General features: G+C 65.5%; 18 protein-coding genes. 9 read left to right on the forward strand and 9 right to left on the reverse strand.

Annotated features, from left to right (window positions below):
- The first annotated feature begins 287 nt into the window (after window positions 1–287).
- The gene (locus tag ABZ293_RS37630) at window positions 288–1,268 is read left to right on the forward strand and encodes an ATP-dependent DNA ligase (RefSeq protein ID WP_355188838.1); all 981 of its coding nucleotides are present in this window, start codon (window positions 288–290) and stop codon (window positions 1,266–1,268) included.
- Between the two features lie 194 nt (window positions 1,269–1,462).
- Here the strand turns inward: ABZ293_RS37630 and ABZ293_RS37635 are convergent, their stop codons facing one another.
- From ABZ293_RS37635 to ABZ293_RS37650, 4 genes are all read right to left on the reverse strand, one after another.
- A complete protein-coding gene (locus ABZ293_RS37635) occupies window positions 1,463–3,121 on the reverse strand; it encodes an ABC transporter permease (protein ID WP_355188747.1) in 1,659 nt (552 codons plus the stop codon).
- Window positions 3,118–4,056, reverse strand: coding sequence for an ABC transporter ATP-binding protein (locus ABZ293_RS37640; RefSeq protein WP_355188749.1), 939 nt, complete (start codon window positions 4,054–4,056; stop codon window positions 3,118–3,120). The genes ABZ293_RS37635 and ABZ293_RS37640 overlap by 4 nt, the downstream gene beginning before the upstream one ends.
- A gap of 50 nt (window positions 4,057–4,106) precedes the next feature.
- On the reverse strand, window positions 4,107–4,763 hold the full coding sequence (locus tag ABZ293_RS37645) for a TetR family transcriptional regulator (RefSeq protein ID WP_355188751.1): 657 nt from the start codon (window positions 4,761–4,763) through the stop codon (window positions 4,107–4,109).
- Window positions 4,764–5,112: 349 nt separating this feature from the next.
- The gene (locus ABZ293_RS37650; protein ID WP_355188753.1) at window positions 5,113–5,541 is read right to left on the reverse strand and encodes a nuclear transport factor 2 family protein; all 429 of its coding nucleotides are present in this window, start codon (window positions 5,539–5,541) and stop codon (window positions 5,113–5,115) included.
- A 93-nt stretch (window positions 5,542–5,634) separates the two neighbouring features.
- On the opposite strand from ABZ293_RS37650, the gene ABZ293_RS37655 reads away from it, so the two are divergent.
- Window positions 5,635–6,345, forward strand: a complete 711-nt coding sequence (locus tag ABZ293_RS37655) for a winged helix-turn-helix domain-containing protein (RefSeq protein ID WP_355188755.1) — start codon at window positions 5,635–5,637, stop codon at window positions 6,343–6,345.
- A gap of 321 nt (window positions 6,346–6,666) precedes the next feature.
- Here ABZ293_RS37655 and ABZ293_RS37660 read toward each other — a convergent pair whose 3' ends face one another.
- The 3 genes from ABZ293_RS37660 to ABZ293_RS37670 form a co-directional block, all read right to left on the reverse strand.
- Window positions 6,667–7,698: a DUF4389 domain-containing protein gene (locus tag ABZ293_RS37660; protein WP_355188757.1), complete on the reverse strand. Its 1,032-nt coding sequence runs from the start codon at window positions 7,696–7,698 to the stop codon at window positions 6,667–6,669.
- A gap of 141 nt (window positions 7,699–7,839) precedes the next feature.
- Window positions 7,840–8,154: a helix-turn-helix transcriptional regulator gene (locus ABZ293_RS37665; protein WP_355188759.1), complete on the reverse strand. Its 315-nt coding sequence runs from the start codon at window positions 8,152–8,154 to the stop codon at window positions 7,840–7,842.
- Window positions 8,155–8,358: 204 nt separating this feature from the next.
- Window positions 8,359–9,765 (reverse strand): pyridoxal-dependent decarboxylase, encoded by a 1,407-nt coding sequence (locus ABZ293_RS37670; RefSeq protein WP_355188761.1) that lies wholly within the window; start codon window positions 9,763–9,765, stop codon window positions 8,359–8,361.
- A 229-nt stretch (window positions 9,766–9,994) separates the two neighbouring features.
- On the opposite strand from ABZ293_RS37670, the gene ABZ293_RS37675 reads away from it, so the two are divergent.
- The 6 genes from ABZ293_RS37675 (at window position 9,995) to ABZ293_RS37700 (ending at window position 15,200) form a co-directional block, all read left to right on the forward strand.
- Window positions 9,995–11,359 carry a glutamine synthetase family protein gene (locus ABZ293_RS37675; RefSeq protein WP_355188763.1) on the forward strand — a complete coding sequence of 455 codons (1,365 nt, stop codon included), beginning with the start codon at window positions 9,995–9,997 and terminating at the stop codon, window positions 11,357–11,359.
- Window positions 11,340–12,080 (forward strand): gamma-glutamyl-gamma-aminobutyrate hydrolase family protein, encoded by a 741-nt coding sequence (locus ABZ293_RS37680; protein WP_355188764.1) that lies wholly within the window; start codon window positions 11,340–11,342, stop codon window positions 12,078–12,080. The genes ABZ293_RS37675 and ABZ293_RS37680 overlap by 20 nt, the downstream gene beginning before the upstream one ends.
- Entirely contained in the window at window positions 12,077–13,435 is a 1,359-nt protein-coding gene (locus ABZ293_RS37685) for an aldehyde dehydrogenase family protein (RefSeq protein WP_355188766.1), read from the forward strand. The genes ABZ293_RS37680 and ABZ293_RS37685 overlap by 4 nt, the downstream gene beginning before the upstream one ends.
- Before the next feature lie 10 nt (window positions 13,436–13,445).
- The gene (locus tag ABZ293_RS37690) at window positions 13,446–14,213 is read left to right on the forward strand and encodes a 3-oxoacyl-ACP reductase (RefSeq protein WP_355188768.1); all 768 of its coding nucleotides are present in this window, start codon (window positions 13,446–13,448) and stop codon (window positions 14,211–14,213) included.
- Window positions 14,214–14,293: 80 nt separating this feature from the next.
- Entirely contained in the window at window positions 14,294–14,458 is a 165-nt protein-coding gene (locus tag ABZ293_RS37695) for a hypothetical protein (RefSeq protein ID WP_355188770.1), read from the forward strand.
- A gap of 85 nt (window positions 14,459–14,543) precedes the next feature.
- Window positions 14,544–15,200 (forward strand): TMEM175 family protein, encoded by a 657-nt coding sequence (locus tag ABZ293_RS37700; protein ID WP_355188772.1) that lies wholly within the window; start codon window positions 14,544–14,546, stop codon window positions 15,198–15,200.
- 45 nt (window positions 15,201–15,245) lie between these two features.
- Here ABZ293_RS37700 and ABZ293_RS37705 read toward each other — a convergent pair whose 3' ends face one another.
- Both ABZ293_RS37705 and ABZ293_RS37710 read right to left on the reverse strand, forming a co-directional pair.
- Window positions 15,246–15,908, reverse strand: a complete 663-nt coding sequence (locus tag ABZ293_RS37705; RefSeq protein WP_355188774.1) for a response regulator transcription factor — start codon at window positions 15,906–15,908, stop codon at window positions 15,246–15,248.
- Complete coding sequence (locus tag ABZ293_RS37710) at window positions 15,905–17,020, reverse strand: histidine kinase (protein ID WP_355188776.1); 1,116 nt, start codon at window positions 17,018–17,020, stop codon at window positions 15,905–15,907. The genes ABZ293_RS37705 and ABZ293_RS37710 overlap by 4 nt, the downstream gene beginning before the upstream one ends.
- A 218-nt stretch (window positions 17,021–17,238) precedes the next feature.
- On the opposite strand from ABZ293_RS37710, the gene ABZ293_RS37715 reads away from it, so the two are divergent.
- Window positions 17,239–17,649 carry a DUF6223 family protein gene (locus ABZ293_RS37715; protein ID WP_355188778.1) on the forward strand — a complete coding sequence of 137 codons (411 nt, stop codon included), beginning with the start codon at window positions 17,239–17,241 and terminating at the stop codon, window positions 17,647–17,649.
- The last annotated feature ends 100 nt before the right edge of the window (window positions 17,650–17,749 follow it).

Below are 17,749 nucleotides of genomic sequence, written 5' to 3' on the forward strand. Positions count from 1 at the left end.
GGCACGCAGAACGGGATGATCACTTCGGGTGCGTCGTAAAGGATTCGGCCGCGGGGCACGGTCGACCGTGTTCCGATCGGGCTGGCAGTAGCGGTGTGGCTGTGGGCGAGGGCAACGACACCGGTCACGTTCCGTTCGATCGACGACGAACGGTTCGTCCCCGTCCGAGCCCATCCGAACTTTCGCGCCGCGCTACAGGCTATGGACAGCTCGGACTCCGATGGTTGACCGTGCACCGGGCTGCGGGGCATGGTTGGCCGATGAGTGCCGCATCGCACAGCGATTCGATGAGGGGTGGTGGCCGGGTGGCGAGTGGACGTGCGGCAGAGGTCCGTGCGGGTGTCGAGCTGACCAATCTCGACGCACCGCTGTTCGACGGTGCGCAGGCGACGAAGCGCGATCTGATCGACTATCTCGAATTCGCCGGTGATCGGCTGGTTCGGCAGCTGCGGGACCGCCCACTCTCGGTGGTGCGCATCCGGCCGGGGCAGGAACCGTTCATGCAGAAGAACCTGCCGAAGTACACCCCGGACTGGGTGCGGCGGGTGACGGTGTGGGCCGAGACCTCCAAACGTGAAGTGACCTACGCACTCTGCGATGACGTGCGCACGCTGCTGTGGTTCGGCAATCAGCGCGCGGTCGAATATCACCCGACGCTACTGCTCGCCGATCACGCCCAAGGGCCGACGCATCTCATCCTCGATCTCGATCCGCCAGAGGGTGGACCGTTCCAGCAGGTCGTGCTGGCCGCCGAACTGATCAGGCAGGCGCTGGCGAACGACGGACTCGCGGGCGCGGTGAAAACCAGCGGCGCCAAGGGTGTGCATGTCTTCGTACCGATCGAATCCGGCATCCCGATCGAGGATGTCGCCGCCGCCACCCGGGCGATCGCGGCCAGGGCCGAACGCATCGACCCGGCCCTGGCTACCACCGCATTCATCCGCGAGGACCGCGCGGGCAAGGTCTTCCTGGATTCGACGCGCGCCGGCGGGGCGACCGTTGTCGCCGCCTACAGCCCGCGCGTACGTCCCGGGGTACCGGTATCGTTCCCCGTCGAATGGGCCCAGCTCGCCGAGATCAGCCCGGGCGATTTCACCGTGCGAACCGCACCGAAACTCCTGGGCGAGCGCGACCCGTGGACACGGGAGATGCCCGCGCCACAGGCCTTGCCCGCCGATCTCATCGCCGAGGGCCACACCATTCCGGTGGCCCGGGTCCAGGCCATGCACGAGGGCAAGCGCCGGGCCCGGGCGCGCAGGCAGACTTAGCATTTCAGTGCAGCTGCTCGATCCGCCAAGTGCGCCTTGTGCTGATCGAGGGCGAAGCCGCCTACCGTGCTGCGGCCTCCGCAAACTTCCATCGCATATGACCAGATCGCTGATCATCCGATCGGGATGGCATTTGTCTCCAATGGAGTGTGCCCCTGGAGACCAACCTCCAAGGGCACACCCGGGGATACAACTCAGCGCAGGTCGCGGCGACGGAAGCCGACAAGCCCCACCGTGATAGCCGCTGCCGCGATCGCCACGAGGATCACCACCGGGGTGGCGGTGAATGGTGCCGCGGGCAGCTTCGGCAGGTGGCTGTATGGGTCGAGGTCCAGTACCCATTGCGGCATACCGGAGATGGATCCGAGCAGGAACAGGGCGAGCCCGCCGGTGAACACGCCCCACGCCACCGGTGTCCACCGGGGCAGCAGCCCGAACAGCAGCACGGTCGCTGCGGTGAACAGCCAGATAGCCGGAAGTTGCACCATCGCCGCCCCGAGCACTCGCGGGAGCTTGCCGCCGACATCGTGGGCCGCCAAGCCGTAGGCGAGGCCACCGACGCAACCCGAAACCAACAGCAGCACTATCGGTCCCACGAGCGCGAATACCAGATGTGAAGCGGCCCAGCGGATCCGGCCGATCGCGCCGGTGAGCACGGCCTCGGCGCGATCGGCGGTTTCTTCCGAATACAAGCGCAGCGCAGCCGAAATCGAGTACGCGGCCGCCGCGAGGCCGAGCATGGTGTACGCCATGGTGACCATCGAATCCTCGAGCACCTGCGAGCCGCCCATTCGGGCGATGATGTCGCGCATGGTCTGATTGGAACCCAGCTCGTCTCCGATGCCATTGATCACGCTGCCGAACATCAGCGCGTACAAACTCAGCCCTACGCACCAAGCCACCAGCGTGCCACGCTGCATCCGCCAGGCCAGCCCGAGCGGTCCAGCCAGCGCGGGACCCGCCGCGGGTGCACCGGACCGCTCGGCGATCAGCCCCGCCCCGAGATCGCGCCGCGACAACAGAAGATAGGCCGCGACGATCAGCACTGCCGTGGTCGCCGCGTGCAGCAGCAGAATCCACCAGTGATCGCCGGCGAACGGCCGCACTTGCAGCGACCAGCCCTGCGGTGACAGCCAGGTGAGCACGTTTGTGGGGCCGTCACCGGCGCGGGCGTCACCGATCGCGCGCAGCGTATACGTTCCCGCCAGTACGGCGAAGGCGATTCCGCGCGCGGTCCTGGCACCGGCGCTGAGCTGCGCGGCCACCGCAGCGACGGTGGCGAACACGATGCCGGAGGCGGCCTCGGCGAGCCCGAACGCGAGGGCACCACTGCCGGGTACCCCGGCGCCCTTGATGCTGGCAGCACCGATCAGCCCGGCGGCAAGCGCACCCCCACACGCGACCGTCAGTGTGGCAGTAAGGCTCGCGAACCGCCCGACCTGGGTCGAGGCGAGCAGTTCCCCTCGTCCGGTCTCCTCCTCGGCGCGAGTGTGGCGGATAACGGTGAGAATCGTGGCGATCGCGATGAGCGCGTGAAATGGCCCGGCCTTCCACACTCCGGCCGCACCGAGCGTGGTGTTATAGATCGGCCCGTACATGGCCAACTGCGCCGGGCTGGACAGGATCGAGTTCGCGAAGTCGGCCAGATCGGCCGGGGTGTTGATCAGCTTCTCGATACTCTTGACGTAGACGCTGCCCAGTGGGGCCGACAGCAGCAGCACCCACAGCGGCAGCACGATGCGGTCGCGGCGCAGATACAGCCGCAGCAGTTGCAGGGTTCCGGTGAAATTTGAGGCGCCGCGGGCGGATTCGGCAAATTCGTAGTGCGGGCGCGCGACAGTCGCGGTTGTCATTTCGATGCCTCCACGTAGTGGCGGCCCGAATCATTACTGCCAGCGCCGTGCCCGTCGAGCGAATAGTGGCGCAGGAAAAGCTCTTCCAGCGTCGGCGGCTGGCTGACCAGGCTGCGTACACCGGCATCACCGAGGACTCGGATCAACTCACCCAGATGTTCGCTGTCGACCTGGCAGTGCAGCCTGTGGTCGTCGACGCTGATGTCCTCGACTCCCGGGATCCGGCCGAGATCGCCCGGATCACCGATCATTTCGGCCGTGATCGAGGTGCGGCTCAGATGCCGCATCGACGCGAGCGTGCCGCTCTCCACCGTCGCGCCGGCGCGGATGATGGTGACGCGGTCACACAGCGCCTCGACTTCGGACAGGATATGGCTGGACAGCAGCACCGTCACCCCGCGATCAGTGGCCTCCTGGACACATTCCCCGAAAACCTGTTCCATCAACGGATCCAGCCCCGAGGTGGGCTCGTCGAGCATCAGCAGACTCGCATTCGAGGAAAACGCCGACACCAGGGCGACCTTCTGCCGGTTGCCCTTGGAATAGGTGCGGGCCTTCTTTCGCGGATCCAGCTCGAACCGCTCGATCAACTCCGCGCGACGATCGGAATCCAGGCCGCCGCGCATGCGGGCCAGCAGATCAATCGTCTCACCGCCGGACAGCGACGGCCACAGCGTGACATCACCTGGAACATAAGCGATCTCGCTGTGCAGACCAACCGCGTCGGCCCATGGATCACGGCCGAGCACATGCACCTCGCCCGAGGTGCGGGCCAGGATACCCAGCAGAATACGGATGGTGGTCGACTTGCCCGCCCCGTTAGGACCAAGGAAGCCGTGCACTTCCCCCTCGACGACCTCGAGGTCGAGACCGTCGAGAGCGTGTACCTGTCCGAAATGCTTGCGCAGGTTGCGGACGACAATTGCCGATGACATCGAATCTCCTTGAGAGACTGAGGATCAATATTTGCCTATGAGAATTTGGATCACCGTTCGGCGAGCAGGGCATCGAGCACCGTCGAATCGGTGAACAGACCGTGCGTGCTCATCTCGATCGCTGGCAGCATCATCTGTTCGGCGTACTCGCGTAGCGCCTTTCGATAATCGAGCTCCCCGTCGTGCCTGGCCTCGTACAGTTGCAGGAAGAAGAAGAACCCACCGCCGTTCTGGGTCGCCAGATAGCGGGCAGTAGCCTTGAGATCCGTTGGTGAGCGCAGGGTCCCAGCCTCGATGCCGACCGCCAGATACGCCTCGACGTCGGTCGCCATCTGCTCGAACCACGTCACCAGCAGGGCACCGCCCGCCTGAAAGGTCCGCATCAGGTAGGCCATGAGCGGCGCGTACTCCTCGATCTCCGTGAGCGCTCGCAGCGTCGCATTCGGCGAAGGATCCTGCACGTACTCCGTCTTCGCTGTCCGGATGAGCGAGCGAACATGCTCGTCGCACGCCGCTCGAAGTCCATCCTTGGACCCGAAGTGATGATTGACCAACCCGGGTGACACACCCGCCGCCTTCGCGATCGCTCGAACACCGACCCCGAACCCCTCCTCGCCGAATACGACGATCGCGGCATCCCGGATACGGGCCCGAGTGCTCAGATCCGCGGGCGGATCCTTCCGGTACGGCTGCTCCGTTAAACGCATGTTCAATATGTTAAACATGTGTTCAATCGCCGCGCAAGCATCAGATCCATGATTTCCCACCGGCGTTGTCCAGCAGCGTGATTCGTTCTGCGATCCGGGCCTGGTGGCGTTGACGGTCGTGCGCCGCCGTCGGCCTCTCCGCCTTCGCCAATCCGCGATTAGCCCCGTGTTTCCTCGGAATCCCGGTCGCGACGCCGACGGCGCCGCCCGCCGGCTGGACTCGGTGTGCTCGCGGACGTCGTTGCAGTGGTGCTCGGCCGCCGCGGCGGCGTAACCACCTCCGGCGCAACTCTCATCGGCGGTGGAGCTGCACTGCTCGCGCTGGCGGGATTGGCAGCGCTCCCGCGGGCTACTTCGAATGCTTTCCGTTGGTGAGCATTCCGACGCTCATCCAGCCCCAATAGACGCGGTGGTGGGCGATGAGTCCGTCCTGGATCTCCATCACCTCAACGATGTCCATTTGGTCACCGTCCGGGGACTCGCGGGGGTACTCCCAGGTGAGTCGGCCTCCGTCGGTCAGGAAGCCGACGCGGTACCGGCGTCGTTCAGCGGGTTGGTGAGCGAACACCTTGTCCACGAATTGCCGCAGGTTGTCTCGGCCGCGAACCACCCCCTCCTCGGTGCCCAGAAGATGGCGGACCAACGGACTTTCCAGCGTCGCGTCAGGCTGATAAAGCGCCACTGCGGCATCGAGGTCCTTGGCGCCCAGCGCCTCATCCCAGGCGGTGAAGATGTGCTCGATCTGCTCGTCGGTCGTCGTCGACTCGGTCATGGTCATCCGACCCCTTCTGTGGTGGTGATTGTGACGGTGCGACGGTAGGTCAGCAACATTTTGGTCGGGAACTAATCGTGGTTGTGGCACGGTGGCGGCGTGACGAGTGAACCGGACGAACAGCGGATGCTCGATCGCGATCTCGCGCCGGTGGCAGCACTGATCGGCGATCAGACCCGAGTCGCCATTCTCGCCGCGCTGGCCGAGGGGCATGCACTGCCGGCGGGTGAGCTTGCTCGCCGCGCCGGAGTGCAGCCGGCGACTGCGACCGCTCATCTGCGACGGTTGGTCGAGGGGGGCCTGGTGGTGGTGCGCACGCAGGGCAGGCATCGTTACCATGAGCTGGCCGGACCGCAGGTCGCCGCCGTAATCGAAGCCCTGGCACAGTTGGCCCCGGCGACACCGGTACGTTCGCTGCGCACCGATCGTGCTGCCAGGACTCTCACCGAGGCCAGAACCTGCTACGACCATCTCGCCGGTCGGCGTGGAGTCGAGCTACGCGACCGTTTGGTGGCCGCCGACGCCCTGCGATTGGTCGATGACCGAGACCACCAGCTCACGCCGGTCGGGCGGCGGCTGGTCGGCACGTTGGGAATCGATCTGCGGGCATTGAACAGCACTCGGCGGGTGTTCGCGCGGATCTGCGTGGACTGGACGCAGCGGCGACCCCATCTGGCCGGGGCACTGCCCGCGGCGCTCACCGACCGATTCCTCGAGCTCGGGTGGCTGACCCGGACAACGGGGCGGAGCCTGCGCGCTGTCTCTGACTACGATCAGAAGCTCGACACCTGGTTGACCAAATCGGGCTGACCGCCGACCAGCGCACCCGCGACGGGTCGTTGTCGATCGGACGTCGCATCGTGGGTGCTGACCGGGGTGGTGTCGGCCGTGGCTTTGCGCCGGGTACGCGACGCGGGTTGCCTGGTAGCCGGATCGGGCGGCCTGTATTCGAGCCTTCGTATCGCCGACGAGCCGGACCAGGTCCCCGGCGGCCGGCCGTGGTTACTACGTGATCACAGACTCGCCGCGAGTCCGGCCCGGCTGGCTGCGGCCGAGCGCCACATTCATTCCGGTGGCCCGGGTCCAGGCCATGCACGAGGGCAAGCGCCGGGCCCGGGCAGGCTCAGCTTTTCAGTGCAGCTGCTCGATATCGGTGCGGAAGTGCGCGGCCCCGTCGGTGATCGCGTCGACGGTGACCCGGGCCCGGTACTGGTCGCCGTCATCGGTGATCGCGCAGACCTCGGTCGCGCCGATCTCGGCGTCCACGGCATTGGGGCAGCTCACGTGCTTGGGCGCATGCCCGATGTAGTCGATGAAGTCGATGGCGACCTGGGCGGCGAGCTGTGAGCTGGAGATCGAATCGGTGTCATTGTCCTCGTTGCCCCAGTTCGTCCTGGTCTGGAAGCCGCTGCCGAAGATGCCGAGGATGAGCATGACGATCAGCAAGGTGCGGCCACCGCTGGAGACCAGTAGCGGGCGGGTTCGGGATGGCGGTGCCGGTTGGGTCATCGGAGGTGTCGGTTCGGTCAGTGGCGCACCGGGGGGTATGGCAGCCGGAGCCGCGGCCTTATCGCCGAATATGCCCTTCAGATAGGCGGGCGTCAGCAGATACACATAGGTCGACACCCGCATTTCGATGCGCAGCACCGCCGAGGTGGCCTCGAAGACCGCGGCCGGCATCCGCCCGGTGATCAGCATGATCAGCCACAGAAAGAACGAGACGATGACCCAGCCGGTGCTGAACCAGTTCGACAGCACCAGAATCGGCACGGCGAGGATGATCCGGAACAACACCGCCGCTCGGTTCAACGGCGTCGGCGCCGGGAAGAGCAGGCGGACCGGATAATCCGGTGCGGTCCATGCGAAGGGCGGATAGTCGTCGACCAGCAGCATCAGGTAGCCGTACACCCGCACGGTGTAGCCGAAATACCCGCGCAGGAACTCACCGCACCAGTCCGGCAAGCGGCCGAGCGCCAATGCGCCGAACCAGCCGCAGACCACCACCACGAATGCGGCAATGCTCAGCGCCCACAACGCGATCAGCTGCGGTACGGCCAACAGCAGCCGCAGCAGTACCGTCCAGCGGCGGTGTTGTTCCGGCGGGAAGACATCCAGTTCGACCAATGCTTCGCCATTGGTCGGCGATCCTTGGTTGGTTGCCATGACGACCCACTCACTCCCTTCGTCCAGCGTATGTCCAGAACTCGGATGAGCGAAATGAATGTAGCTCGCAGATTGCTAATCAATCGGTGAACCGCGCCTAGATCCTCATATGTGCTGGCCTAGATGCTGGCAATAGGAATGCTAGCCAGTGGCTGAAACGATGTTATTGGTCGATCCGATGCGGCAGGTCAGGAGGACGAAGGACAGCTCGCCGCGTCGGGCGACACGGAGTTTTCGGTAGACACGGGTGAGGTGTTGTTCGACGGTGCTGGTCGTGATGGCGAGTTTGGCGGCGATCTGGCGATTGGCCTTGCCGCGGGCGACCAGCTCCGCGACGCGGCGCTCGGCGGGGCTCGAGGTTGCGAGCCCACCCCGGATCGGGGCGAGTGCGGGCATGGGTTGGGGCCGTTGCGTTGCCATTTGCGGTTTGCCGTCGAGCAGATCGCGCAGCAGCACCTCGGCGCCGCAGGCTTCGGCAATGCGCGCGGCAGCGCGCGGGATCGGTCGTGATCGCAGACGGCGCGCGGTGCCCGGCCGAGTTCGCCGAGGGCCGTGGTCAATTCGACGTCGTCCCCGCCGGTACGGGCGATTGGCGCTGCCAGCTCAATACGTTCATGAGTATTGGGCGGAAGTATTCCGCCCGCAGACTCGGCACGTCATCTAATCGTCTCCTTTGTCGAGGCCGATGCAGGCGGCGATGATCGCGTCACAGATGCGGTCCAGGTCGGTGTCGGTGGTGCGCCAGTTGCTGAAGGCGGCGCGTAATGCGGGTATTCCGTCGTAAATGGTTGGGGTGAGAAAGGTTTCGCCGCTTTCCGTGATGGCTCGGGTGAGTGCTTGCACGCGTTCGGTGGTGGGGCGGTCGGCGAGGGTGAAGCAGACGACATTGAGGCGGACTGGTGCGAGGAGGTGTAGGAGACCGCTGGCGGTGAGGCGTTCGCCGAGGTGATGGGCCGCGGCGACGTTGCGTTGGACGATGTCTCGATGGCCTGCTCTGCCGTAGGCGGTCAGGGTGAACCAGGCTGTCAGCGCTCGCAGTCGGCGCGAACTTTCCGGGACCAGATGTACGAAATCCGGAGTGCCGGTGGGCATTCCGAGATAGGCAGCGGTGTTCTGGAAGACTTGGACCTGTAGATCGCGGCGTCGGGTGAATTGCACTGCCGCGTCGTAGGGCACATTCAACCATTTGTGCAGGTCGACGCAGACCGAATCGGCTGCCGCCAGTCCGTCGACCAAGTGCGCGTATTCGGGTGCGAGTGCGGCGTAGGCGCCGAAGGCCCCGTCGACGTGTAGCCAGAAGGGGTAACGCTGTTTCAACTCCGCGATCGCTCGAAGATCGTCGAAATCCACCGTATTCACGGTGCCCGCATTGGCTACCACGATCGACGGATGGCCGTCGAGTGCGTCCAACGCGGCGGTGAGCCGCTCGATATCAACCGCCTCGCGTCCCGATTGCGTTGGTATCAGCCGTAATTGGTCGCGACCGATGCCGAGCATGGCGAGTCCCTTGTAGATGCTCGCATGTGGTGCACCGGACAAAACGTATACCGGCCCGAGCGCGCCGACACCGGCCTGCGCCACCGAAATCCCCATGCGCTCGCCCAACCACTCACGGGCTGTTGCCAATCCGACGAAATTCGACATGGTGGCACCGGAGACGAAGGCCCCCGTGTGCTCGGTCAGCCCGAACAGCTGACCCAGCCAACCCACGGTCTCCTGTTCGAGCGCCGACGCTCCCGAATCGACGGTGGTGAAGCTGTTCTGGTCGAACACACTGGTCAGCCAGTCACCCGCGATCGACGCGGGAGTTGTTCCGCCGGTGACGAATCCGAGATAACGCGGCCCCGCGCTACCCGAGAGCCGCGGCTCCCACCGCTGCTGGAACTCCCGCAGTGCGCCCCGTAGTCCGACCCCGACCTCTGGAATCGCGCTGCCCGTGCCGCTGCCATCGTTGGGCCGTGCCACCGGCCGGTCGTTCAGCCCAGTCAACACCTGTGCCGCCGTGTGACGCGTCTCGTCGAGCAGTGCGGGCAGGTCGGCGAGGTCATCGGCGAGTTTCGGATCCATCCACCGACCCTAGAGACGGTGCCGCGCTGCTGTCGTGAGCCAGTTCGAATGAACTGGACTCATGACCGACGGTCGATCTGGCGGGCCCAGCCGTTGGGGTCGGTGACCACACGGCACGTCCGCCACCACCCCATTCAATACCAACCGACCATCGGGTTTTGTGTGTCCCAGCACACAGTCGTCCGTTTTGCTCTAGCGTTGGCACGGTTGCTGCCGAGAGGGGTCCATAATGCGTACGGGGATGCTGGAGCTGGTGCAGTTGCGCGGGCTCGTCGAGGCGGGGGAGATCGACACGGTGCTGGTCGCGATGACCGATATGCAGGGGCGATTGCAGGGAAAGCGTTGTGCGGCAAGGTTTTTCCTGGACGAAGTGGTCGACCACGCAACCGAGGCGTGCAACTATCTGCTCGCCGTCGATGTTGATATGGCGACGGTCGACGGCTATGCGATCTCGTCATGGGACACCGGATACGGCGACTTCGTCTTGCGCCCGGATCTGAGTACCTTGCGGCTGGTGCCGTGGCAGCCAGGTACCGCGCTCGTGCTGTGTGATGTCGAGCAGGTGGAACCGGCGAACAAGCCGGTCACGGTGTCGCCACGGCAGATATTGCGCGCACAGTTGGAGCGGCTGGCCGAGCGCGGGCTGCGGGCCTATGTCGGCACCGAACTCGAGTTCCTGGTCTTCGACGACAGCTACGAGGATGCGTGGAATTCCGGCTATCGCGACCTGCGGCCCGCGAACCAGTACAACGTCGACTATTCGATGTTGGGAACTGCCCGCATAGAACCCCTGCTGCGCCGCATTCGCAATGAAATGGCCGGTGCGGGCATGTATGTCGAGTCCGCCAAGGGGGAATGCAATCCCGGGCAGCACGAAATCGCGTTCCGCTATGACGAGGCGCTGGTGACCTGTGACAACCACAGCATCTATAAGAACGGCGCCAAGGAGATCGCCGCCCAGGACGGGCACAGTCTCAGTTTCATGGCGAAATACAATGAGCGCGAAGGCAATTCGTGTCACATCCATTTGAGTCTGCGCGCCGATTCGGGGGCGGCGGTCTTCGCCGGTGACGGTCCGCACGGAACCTCCGCGCTCATGCGGCATTTCCTCGCGGGACAGCTTGATTGCCTGCGCGAGTTCACCTATCTGCTCGCGCCGAATATCAACTCCTATAAGCGCTTCGTCCCCGGCAGTTTCGCGCCCACCGCATTGGCCTGGGGACGCGATAACCGGACCTGTGCGCTGCGGGTGGTCGGCGAGGGGCAGTCGCTGCGGATGGAGAACCGGATTCCGGGCGGTGATGTGAATCCGTACCTGGCGGTGGCCGCCACCATCGCGGCCGGACTGCACGGGATCGAGCACGGGCTTCCGCTCGAGCCGGAGTTCCATGGCAACGCCTACCTGTCCCAGCGTCCGCGGGTGCCGCGTACCCTGCGGGAAGCGGCGCAATTGTTCGGCGAGAGCAAGGTGGCACGAACAGCGTTCGGCGACGATGTGGTGGACCATTATCGGAATGCGGCACAGGTCGAGCTGGACGCCTTCGATGCCGCGGTCACCGATTGGGAGCGAATCCGTGGTTTCGAACGGCTCTGAGGAGATCCGTCCGGTCATCGGCCTGCCGACCTACGTGGAGCAGGCTCGGTTCGGCACCTGGAATGTGGAGAGCGCGGTGCTCGCGCACAGCTATGTGCGGATGGTCGAGCGCGCGGGTGGTATTCCGGTACTGCTGCCACCCGCCGGAGTGGCACGCCCGGAGCTGGTGGAACGGCTCGATGGATTGGTGCTGACCGGCGGCGCCGATATCGATCCGGCGCGCTATGGTGCGCCACCCGATGCCGCGCTCGGCCCGCTCAAAGCCGATCGTGATGAATCCGAATTCGGTTTGTTCGCGCTGGCGCGTGCCGCGGGTCTGCCGATCCTCGCGATCTGCCGCGGTCTGCAATTGGTGAATGTCGCATTCGGCGGCACCCTGATACAGCACCTGCCGGATCTGCTCGGCAACGACGACCATTCCGGTACGCCCGACGGCTTCCACACGACGAAGGTGTCGACCGTGTCGGGCAGCCGGGTCGCCGCCATTGCCGGACCGGATGTGCAAGCGAGCTGTCATCATCACCAGGCCGTCGCCATCCTGGCCGAGGGCCTGGTCGCGACCGCGCACGCGCCGGACGGCACCATCGAGGCGGCGGAGACGACGGACGGTTCGTTCCTGGTGGGTGTGCAGTGGCATCCGGAGGCGGACGGCACCGATATCCGCCTGATGCGGGCACTGGTCGAGGCAGCGGCAACCTATCGAAGGGAGCGGAATTCGTGACGACAACGCAGGTGGTCAACCCGGCGACCGAGCAGGTCGTCAGCACGCTCGAACTCGTCGGTGCGGACGAGACCGATGCGGCCATCGAGCGCGCGCAGCGGGCCGCGGTCGGTTGGCGCGAGGTCGCGCCGGGTGATCGGGCCCGGTTGCTGCGCCGATTCGCCGAGGCCGTCGATGCGAATCTCGAGCAGCTGGCGCAGCTGGAGGTCGCCAACGCCGGGCACACCATTGGAAATGCGCGCTGGGAGGCGGGCAATGTCCGCGATGTGCTGCATTTCGCCGCCGGAATCCCGGAACGCCTACTGGGCAACCAGATTCCGGTCGCGGGCGGGGTAGACATCACCTTCCACGAACCGCTCGGCGTGGTCGGGGTGATCGTGCCGTGGAACTTCCCGATGCCGATCGCGGCATGGGGCTTCGGTCCCGCGCTGGCCGCGGGGAATACGGTCGTGCTCAAGCCCGCCGAACTGACCCCGCTCACCGCGATCCGACTGGGCGAACTCGCGCTGGAAGCCGGTGTGCCGGAAGGCGTTTTCCAGGTTCTGCCCGGTAGGGGGTCGGTGGTCGGGCAGCGGTTCGTCACCCATCCCGCCGTGCGCAAGGTGGTGTTCACCGGGTCCACCGAGGTGGGCAAGGAGATCATGGCCGGATGTGCACGGCAGGTGAAGCGGGTGACGCTCGAACTGGGCGGTAAGAGCGCGAATATCGTATTCGCCGATGCCGATCTGGAGCGGGCGGCGGCGACCGCGCCCTATGGTGTCTTCGACAATGCCGGACAGGACTGCTGTGCGCGGTCGCGAATCCTGGTGCAGCGCAGTGTCTTCGACCGATTCCTAGAATTGCTGGAACCGGCGGTGCGTGGGGTGCGGGTCGGCGATCCGGCGGACGAGGCCACCGAAATGGGGCCGTTGATCTCGGCGTCGCACCGTGCCAGGGTCGCCTCGTTCATCGAGCCGTCGACCAAAGTCGCGTTCACCGGAACCCAACCCGATGGGCCCGGATTCTGGTATCCGCCGACGGTTGTGCTGCCCGATGCGCCCTCGGATCGACTGCTCACCGAGGAGGTCTTCGGTCCGGTGGTCGCGGTGGTCGCGTTCGAGGACGAGGCCGATGCGATCCGTATCGCCAATGACACCGAATACGGCCTGTCCGGCTCCATCTGGACCAATGACGTGGGCCGTGCACTGCGGGTGTCGCGCGGCGTCGAAGCCGGGAACCTGTCGGTGAATTCGCATTCCTCGGTGCGGTATTGGACGCCGTTCGGCGGATTCAAACAGTCCGGGCTCGGGCGCGAACTGGGACCCGATGCGGCACTGGCCTTTACCGAGACCAAGAACGTCTTCATCGCCACCTAATTAAGGAGATGTGTTGCAGCGCTTACAGGATCGAGTCGCGGTGGTCACCGGTGGCGGGAGCGGTATCGGCCTCGCCACCGTGCGCCGGTTCGCCGCCGAGGGTGCCAAGGTAGTCGTCGCCGATATCGATACCGCCGCAGGACAGGCCGCGGCCACCGAGGTGGGCGGGCTGTTCGTGAAGGTCGACGTCACCGACGAGGCCCAGGTGCGGGACCTGTTCCAGGCCGCCGTCGACACCTATGGCGGACTCGATATCGCCTTCAATAACGCGGGAATCTCACCGCCGGAAGACGATTCGATTCTCACCACCGGCATCGAGGCCTGGCGGCGGGTGCAGGAGGTCAATCTGACCTCGGTGTATCTGTGCAGCAAGTACGCCATCGAGCACATGCTCGAGCGTGGGAAAGGCTCGGTGATCAATACCGCGTCCTTCGTCGCCGTCATGGGGGCCGCGACCTCGCAGATCTCCTACACCGCTTCCAAAGGTGGCGTGCTATCGATGAGCCGGGAGCTCGGAGTGCAGTTCGCCCGCAACGGAATTCGGGTCAATGCGCTGTGCCCCGGACCGGTGAACACGCCGCTGCTGCAGGAATTGTTCGCCAAGGATCCCGAACGCGCCGCGCGCCGCCTGGTGCACATCCCGGTCGGCCGCTTCGCCGAGCCGGAGGAAATCGCCGCCGCCGTGGCATTTCTGGCCAGCGACGACTCCTCGTTCATCACCGCATCGCAGTTCCTGGTGGACGGCGGCATCTCCGGCGCGTACGTCACGCCATTGTGACGGTACCGTTGACTCGGGCGCACTGCTGAGCAACAAGCCAGGATGCGCCATTGTTCGCCGATCAGAGGGAGGCTCGTGAGATGAGTACGGAAGATGGGCGATCGCCCGGGCTGTTCAGTCACGACGCCCTGTCGACGGAAACGTCGGTACAGGCCGAGACCGTCGGCGCGGATTTCCGTCCCGTGTTCAGCCGTTCCGACGGCAGTGCGCCCGGGGCGTATCCGCAGCTGGAGCAAGGGAACTGAGAACGCGTAGCGCCTGATCCATGACGGCGCTACGCCTACAGCGATAGTCGAGCACGGGTAGCGCCCGGGGCGTTACCCTGCACTCATGGTCGACGACGGGCAGATCCCGAACGCGCAGCTATCGGGTACCGCCCGGGTGGAGGCGTTCAGCGATGGAGTGATGGCCATCGCAATCACCTTGCTGATCCTGGAGATTCGGGTACCCGAGCACGAGCCGGGCCACCTGCCCGAAGCGCTCGGCCATATCTGGCCGTCCTACGTGGCCTACCTGGCGTCATTCCTGACCATCGGCATCATCTGGTTGAACCATCACTCGTTCTTCGGCCGCCTGCGCCACCTCGACCACGTAATCCGTTGGTGGAACCTGATGCTGCTGCTCGGCGTCTCCATATTGCCGTTCCCCACCGGACTTCTCGCCGAATATGTAGTGCACGGCGAACAACGCGACGCCGCCGTGGCCGCCGTCATCTACGGCATTGCCGGTGTCATCATGACCATCCCCTGGGCGCCCATGTGGTGGCGCCTCGTCCACCGCCCCGAACTCTTCGAACCCGGCTTCGACGCCGCCTTCGCCCGCCGCGAAGCCTCCCGCGCATACCCGGGCATCCTCATCTACGCCGTCTGCATAGCGATCGGTCTCGTCTGGCCCGTAGTAGCCATGATCCTGTACTTGCTCGTGGGAATTTTCTACGCCATCACCAGCCAGGGCTGGTTGAAGCAGTCGGTCGACGATTCCGAATAGATAGATACCCGGATGCGAATGGTCATGCCGCGCTATGCCGGGAGATCAGGAGTTACGCGGTACCACCAGGCCGGATTCGTAAGCGAGAACGACGAGTTGGGCTCGGTCGCGGGCGTGCAGCTTGGTCATGGCCCGGTTGATATGCGTCTTCGCGGTCAGTGGGCTGATGACCAAACGCTCGGCGATCTCGTCATTGGACAGCCCGTGCGCGACCAGGACTACCGCCTCGCGTTCGCGGTTGGTCAGTTCATTCAGCCGCGTGCGGGTGCCGGTGTCGAGCGGTTGGGCCACATACCGGTTGATCAGCCGACGCGTGATCGACGGTGCGAGTAGGGCATCGCCGCGTGCGGCGACACGTATCGAATGGAGGAAGTCTTCCGGCTGGATGTCCTTGACGAGAAATCCGGCCGCACCGGCGCGCAGCGCGTGGAAGACATATTCGTCCAGGCCATAGTTGGTCAGGATGACGACGTGTACTCCGGCCAGATCCGGATCCGCGGCAATCCGCCGGGTCGCCTCGATACCGTCGACGATCGGCATTTGAATATCGATGAGCACGATATCGGGCAGGTGCTTGCCGACCAGCGCCACGCCTTCGCTGCCGTCGGCGGCCTCGGCAACGACCACGATGTCGTCCTCGAGGTCGAGGAGTGCGCGGAATCCGCTGCGAATGAGGGGTTGGTCATCGACCAGCAGGACACGAATCATGCTCTATCCATGGGAAGTTCGGCGTGTACGGAGAAGCCGCCCTGGCTGCGCGGAGCCGCCCGCAGGTGACCGCCGAGAGCGGTGACTCGTTCACGCATCCCGAGCAGCCCGACACCCGGCAACGGCGGAGTATCCGCAGTGGCCTTGCCATCGTCATCGACCTGTATGACCAGAGTGTCGGGCCGGTAGTCGATCCGAACCGATGCCGTCGCTGCGGCGGCATGGCGGGCAATATTGGTCAGCGACTCCTGAACGATGCGGAAGACGGTGCGGTCCAGCGCTGTCGGCAGATCCTGGCAATGTCCGTCGATCGTCAGCGTCGCGTCCAAACCTGTTGCGCGGGCGCGTTCCACCAGGCCCGGGACGTCAGCGAGCCCTTGCCGCTGGCTCTTCCCGTCGTCACGCAGCGCCTCCAATGTGGTCCGTAGTTCCCGCGCGGCCTCGCGACCGGCATCCCGGATCGCCAGCAGCGACTCCGGCACCTCTTCGCCCCGCTTGTGCGCCACATGCACAGCCGCTTCGGACTGGACCTTGATGACCGAAATCTGGTGCGTGAGCGAATCATGCAGCTCGCGTGCGATGTGCAGCCGCTCCTCGTCGGCGCGACGTCGCGCGGTCTCCTCGCGGGTGCGCTCGGCCTCATCGGCCCGGCGCTCGGCCTGCCGCAGCGCTTCACCCGCCGCGCCCGCCGCGATCAGCCAGGCGATTTGGAGAGCATCCCGCCCCTGTCCGAACGCCTCGCCGACCGGCCGATCCTGGTGAGCGGCAAGGATTGCGAGCGGAAGCGTCGCCACCATAATGACCGAACCCGCCACCGCTGCTATCCGGTGTCCCGCCCGCACTGCGCCGTACACCGCGAACAGATACGCGACAGCGGGGACATCGAAACCGATTGCTTGATAACCGAGTGCGCACAACCCGGTCACGGCCAGCACAGTGACCGGAGCCCAACGGTATGCGGCCAGTGCCAGACCGCCGACTATCAACAACACATAACCCAGCGGGGCGAGATCGGTGGGTGAGTGCTGCCCGGACAGCGCGGCGACGAGCAGGATCGCCATCGCGCCGACGGCCACCGCCCGATCTCCGACGCCGGTCCGACCCCAACTCATGACAGCACCCTAACCCGATGTGCGCGTGGGCGACTCGTACCGACAGACGAAAGGCCGCCTACCACATACGCGGTACTTGTGCTGCTCCTGCCACGGCCGCGGTAGTCGACCACCGCATCAGGCGCAGCGTGAATTGCCGACGTCCGCACGACGACCGGAGGCAGGCCGGACGGGCAGGCTCAGGCTACGTCCACTGGACCGATAACAAGGAGCATCGAATGTCCATCCCCTTCCGCCGCGCCGCCGCGGCCACCCTCCTCGCAGGCTTGTCGCTCGCCACACCGGCGGTCGCGCACGCGTCCGTCCAACCGGCCGCCGCCAGCGTTTATACCCTGAGCGCCGGGCGAATTGGGGCCAGCACAGCCGCCCTCATAGGGCTGGTCGGCGCGATCATCGGCGGCCTGACCCTGGCCCGCGCCGACCGGATCGGCAACCGAGCGAAAGTCGCCATCACGGCCCTGGCAGCGGGACTGATCAGCCTGACCCTCGGCGGGCTCGTCGCAGCCACCGCCAAGGGCGGCATCGGCACCGGCAACGGCCTGGGCGGCGCCTACGTTGCGTTGGTGATGGGGCTGATCAGCACGGTCCTCGGCGGGCTCGCTCTGGCCCGCTCTCGACGCACCGGATAACCGCAGAGCTCCAACCGAGTTCAGCAAGGAATATCTGGACTTCCTGCACGAGTGGTCTTCCACAGCACGGGATTTCGCGGTTCTCGATGATGTCCAACCA

It is taken from the genome of Nocardia sp. NPDC005998 (assembly GCF_040614395.1).
GTDB lineage: Bacteria > Actinomycetota > Actinomycetes > Mycobacteriales > Mycobacteriaceae > Nocardia.

Excerpts from the sequence above, each read along its gene's own strand:
- ABZ293_RS37630 (WP_355188838.1), top strand. The coding sequence starts at position 288 with ATGAGGGGTGGTGGCCGGGTGGCGAGTGGACGTGCGGCAGAGGTCCGT.
- ABZ293_RS37635 (WP_355188747.1), bottom strand. The coding sequence starts at position 3,121 with ATGACAACCGCGACTGTCGCGCGCCCGCACTACGAATTTGCCGAATCC.
- ABZ293_RS37640 (WP_355188749.1), bottom strand. The coding sequence starts at position 4,056 with ATGTCATCGGCAATTGTCGTCCGCAACCTGCGCAAGCATTTCGGACAG.
- ABZ293_RS37645 (WP_355188751.1), bottom strand. The coding sequence starts at position 4,763 with ATGCGTTTAACGGAGCAGCCGTACCGGAAGGATCCGCCCGCGGATCTG.
- ABZ293_RS37650 (WP_355188753.1), bottom strand. The coding sequence starts at position 5,541 with ATGACCATGACCGAGTCGACGACGACCGACGAGCAGATCGAGCACATC.
- ABZ293_RS37660 (WP_355188757.1), bottom strand. The coding sequence starts at position 7,698 with ATGGCAACCAACCAAGGATCGCCGACCAATGGCGAAGCATTGGTCGAA.
- ABZ293_RS37670 (WP_355188761.1), bottom strand. The coding sequence starts at position 9,765 with ATGGATCCGAAACTCGCCGATGACCTCGCCGACCTGCCCGCACTGCTC.
- ABZ293_RS37675 (WP_355188763.1), top strand. The coding sequence starts at position 9,995 with ATGCGTACGGGGATGCTGGAGCTGGTGCAGTTGCGCGGGCTCGTCGAG.
- ABZ293_RS37695 (WP_355188770.1), top strand. The coding sequence starts at position 14,294 with ATGAGTACGGAAGATGGGCGATCGCCCGGGCTGTTCAGTCACGACGCC.
- ABZ293_RS37700 (WP_355188772.1), top strand. The coding sequence starts at position 14,544 with ATGGTCGACGACGGGCAGATCCCGAACGCGCAGCTATCGGGTACCGCC.
- ABZ293_RS37705 (WP_355188774.1), bottom strand. The coding sequence starts at position 15,908 with ATGATTCGTGTCCTGCTGGTCGATGACCAACCCCTCATTCGCAGCGGA.
- ABZ293_RS37710 (WP_355188776.1), bottom strand. The coding sequence starts at position 17,020 with ATGAGTTGGGGTCGGACCGGCGTCGGAGATCGGGCGGTGGCCGTCGGC.
- ABZ293_RS37715 (WP_355188778.1), top strand. The coding sequence starts at position 17,239 with ATGTCCATCCCCTTCCGCCGCGCCGCCGCGGCCACCCTCCTCGCAGGC.